The sequence below is a fragment of the Duganella sp. CF458 genome (genome assembly GCF_900113115.1).
Taxonomy (GTDB): Bacteria; Pseudomonadota; Gammaproteobacteria; order Burkholderiales; family Burkholderiaceae_D; genus Rugamonas.
In genome coordinates this window covers 1-4,109 of record NZ_FOOF01000044.1, presented here as the reverse complement: position 1 = coordinate 4,109, position 4,109 = coordinate 1, and the positions used below count along the sequence as shown (strand labels likewise).

Here is a 4,109-nt window from a genome sequence, read left to right as displayed (position 1 = left end):
GGCAGGTTGCGCAGCTTGGTGCCGGCCGCCAGTGCCGGCTTGCCGAGCGCTGCCTCCAGCGCTGCCTGTGCGGCTGGATGATCGGTGCCGTACAGGGCCAGGGTGATGCCCTGCCAGGTATCGCCTGCCTTCACCGTATAGTACGGCGGCACAGCAACTTGCGTGGTGGTCTGGTAGGTCAGCGATGCGGGCGGGGTCAATCGTTGGCCCGGAGTCAGGTAAGAACCGCCCGTCCGGGTTTTCAGTGCCTGTACGGCATTCGGTTCGCTGGTACCGTACAGTTTCAGGGTGAGGCTGTCCCAGCTATCGCCCGACTCGATCACGTAATAATCCGGCACTACCTGCGTCACTTGATAACGCAGCGAACTCGGCAAGCCGGTCAGTTTGCCGCCGGCCACCAGCTCCTGTGGCGCGACGAACGCCTGCAGCGCCGATGCCGCCACGCTGGTGCCATACAGCATATTGGCCACGCTGGCCCAGGTGTCACCCTCCTTGATGCGGTAGTAAGGCGGTACGCGGTCACTGGTGTAGTCCAGCGAGTACGGCATGCCGACCAGCTTTTCCCCCGCGACCAGCGGCGGATTGTTCAACACATTCTTCAATGCGGCAACCACCGCCGGATCGCTGTTGCGATACAGGGTTTGCGCGATGTTTTCCCAGGTATCGCCTTCCTTGATGCGATAGTAGGTCGGCACCGATACCGTGTGGGTGGTGTAGGTAATCGTTGCCGGCAGGTTGGTCAGTTTGGTGCCCGCTGTCAAAGGCGGGTTGCCCAACAGATCCTTCAGTGCAGTTGCCGCCTCGTTCGCACTGGAACCGTACAGGGTGCCGGCAATGCTGTTCCAGTTATCGCCGCCGCGGATCAGGAAATAAGGCGGCACCGTCGTGCTGAGGCCATACACCAGGGTCGACGGCAACATGGTCAGCTTGGCGCCAGGCAGCAGGATCGGATAACCCAAGGCGTTGCGCAGGGTATCGATGGCATCGGCCTCGGAGGTTCCGTACAGGAACTGCGTCACCGACTGCCAGGTGTCGAGCTGCTGGACCTGGTAGTACGCTGGCACATCGACACTACCAGTCACCTTGGCGTAATCGAGCTTCGCTGGGAATGGCTGGAGCACGGTGCCTGCGGCCAGCTCCGGCGAACCCATGGCCGACTTCAGCGCGGCAGCGGCTTCCGCGTCGCTGGCGCCGTACAGTGCCAGGGCAATGCTGGCCCAAGTATCGCCTGCCTGCACGGTATAGTGCGGCGCCACGGTAATCGCCACCGTGGTGGTGTAATGCAGGGTGGCCGGCAATCCTTGCAGGTGAGCGACGGCATCCAGCGCCGCATTGCCCATGGCAGCTTGCAACGCGTCGACAGAGGCAGCATCGCCGTACAAGGCCGCCGCGATGGAAGCCCAGGTGTCGCCCGCTTGCACGGCGTAATAGGCCGGTACCGTAATGGTGCTGATGGTGGTGTAATGCAAGGTGGCCGGCAGGCCGGTCAGCTTGGCACCTGGCTCCAGCGCCGCGCCACCCATGGCTTGTAGCAATGCCGACGCCGCTTCCGGATCGTCGCTGCCGTACAGGCTGAGCGCCAGGCCGGCCCAGGTGTCGCCAGCTTGCACCGTGTAATAGGCGGGCACCGTGATCGTGCTGCCGGTGGTGTATTCCAGCACTGCCGGCAGGCCGGCCAGCTTGGTCCCCTGCCCCAGCGTCACATTGCCCATGGCCTGCTGCAATGCGGCCACGGCTTCCGGTGCGCTGCTGCCGTACAGGCTGGCTGCGATGCTGCTCCAGCTATCGCCTGCGCCCACGTTGTAGTAGGCCGGCACGGTGATCACGCTGGTGGTCTCGTAGTTCAGTTGCGACGGCAGGCCGGCCAGCTTGTCGGCATCCGCCAGCGCAACGTTACCCATGGCCGCCTGCAGGACGGCGCCTGCAATGTCGGCATCCGCAGCTGCCACGCCGTACAGGCTGGTGGCGATGCTGGCCCAGGTATCACCTGCCTGCACGCGGTAATAGGCAGGCACCGTAATGGTGGCCGAGGTGTTGTAGTTCAGCGTCTCAGGGAAGCCGGCAAGCTTCGCCCCCGCCGCAAGGGCTGGATTGTTCAGCGCAGCCTTCAAGGCCGCCACCGCCGCTGCATCGTCCGTGCCGTAGACTGCCTTGGTGACGGTTTCCCAGGTTGCGCCGTTCGGCACCAGGTAGTATGCCGGCACCGTGACGTTAGCCGGCGCCCTAAAACTGATACTGGCCGGGAAGGTGGTCAGGCGCACGTTGAGCGCCAGCAGCGGCGAACCCATGGCGGATTTCAGGGCTGCACCAGCGGCTGGATCCGCGGACCCGTACAGCGCAGCGGCAATGCCCGCCCAGGTGTCGCCCTCTTTCACCAGGTAGTAAGGCGCCACCGTAGTCTGGGTGCTGCCGTTTGCAACGGTAATGGTGATCGACTGCGGGAACCCGGTCAATTTTGCGCCGACCACGAGCGGGATATTTCCCATGACGGCTGCCAGCATGCTGGCAGCTTCCGGTGTCGCAGAACCATACAGGGTGCTGGCAATTCTGGTCCAGGTATCGCCCGCAACCACTCGATAGTAAGGCTGGGAGTACTCACCAACCTGGTAACTGAGCGTGTCCGGCAAGCCGCTTACCAGATCGCCCGACATGTAATCAGGATCCCCCATCGCAGCATGTAACGCCTCTGCTGCCTGCGGCATGCTGGCGCCGTAAACGTCCTGCGCAACGCGCGCCCAGCCCCCCTCCGCCGGCCAATGGTACGGAAGCTTGCTCTCGTCCAGCATATACGCATATAGCGTGGGCTGGTCCTCGGCTAGGCGGAAGAATTTGAGTCCAAGCTTTGTGGACGTCCTCGGAACATCGGTGGTCGTCAGTTTGCCGGCATTCAGGCTCGCCGTCTGGTCCTGCAGGCGCTGCTCCGTAGTCTGCAGGCTACCGCCGACAATATGATCGCCATGGCTGATAACTTGCGTATCGGTGGTGGAGAGTTTGCCGCCGTCCACATTGCCGGTGTGCGCATCAACGCGCGTACCACTGGTCGACAGTTTGCTTCCGTCAATTGGGTCGCCATGACTGGCCAGGGTGGATTCGGTGGTGGACAGCTTGCTGCCGTCGAGCGCCACTTCGTGGGCGTTCTGTTGCTGGCCGACGGTGCTCAGCTTCGTCGAATCAACGCTGGCATCGTGCCCCACGGTCTGGCTGCCGGCGGTCGACAGCCGGCTCGGATCGAGATTGGCGCTGCCTGGGGCTGTGATTGGATCCTTGGTGGACAGCTTGCTGCTGTCGATATTGGCGTTCTGGTCCTTGACCGGCGCTTCGATGGTCGACAGCCTGCCGCCGTTGAGCGCCAGGGTGTGGTCGATATCTTTCAGCTCGGTGTTCGAGGTCTTGCTGTAATCGATGATGGCCGTTTGCGGTCCGGCCTGCGACTCGGTGGTAGACAACCAGCCGCTATTGAGGCCGCCGTGCTGGTCAACCACCTTTGTTTCGCCTGTCACCAGCTTGCCTGGGTCCACGCCTGCGGAGACGTTGTTGACCTGCGGTTCGGTGGTAGAAGCTTTGCCGGTATCGAGCGGCGCGGAGTTGTTGCTGGTGACGTCGCCGATGGTGGACAGCTTGCCGCCATCCACGTCCGCCGTGGCCGGCACGGCGTTCATCAAGTCCGAGTAATCGTAGGAGGTGACACGCTCCACGCCATCGATCATCTGGCGCAGCCTGGCCACGCGCCAGGTGCCGTTGAACTCGACGTAATCGAAGCGCAGCAGCGTGCCGTCGGTCTGCGCGATGCTGGCGATACGCTGGCTGGCGCCATCGTAGGTGTAATTGGTGACGTAGACCTTGCCGTCGGCGATGCTGTTGTCGTCCGGGGTCAGGTCAACGGTGACGCTCGCCAGGCGGCCCTGGCCATCGTAGGCGTAGCGCACGCGGGTATGCGGCTGGCCGGCTTTATCGACCGAATGCACGCTGGCCAGCTTGCCGTTGGCGTAATCCAGCACGGTCTTCTCGCCGTCTTGGTTCGCCACTTCGCTCAGCAGGTCGCCGTTGTAGCTGTAGCTCAGCTGGTTGCCGCTGCGGTCGGCTTGCATCGCCAGCCTGCCGCGGCCGTT

General features: G+C 63.4%; 1 protein-coding gene. It reads right to left on the bottom strand.

The window, feature by feature from the left end; genetic code table 11:
* The coding region (locus BM269_RS29585; RefSeq protein ID WP_170860516.1) for a hypothetical protein at nucleotides 1-4,109 on the bottom strand (4,109 nt) is incomplete at both ends.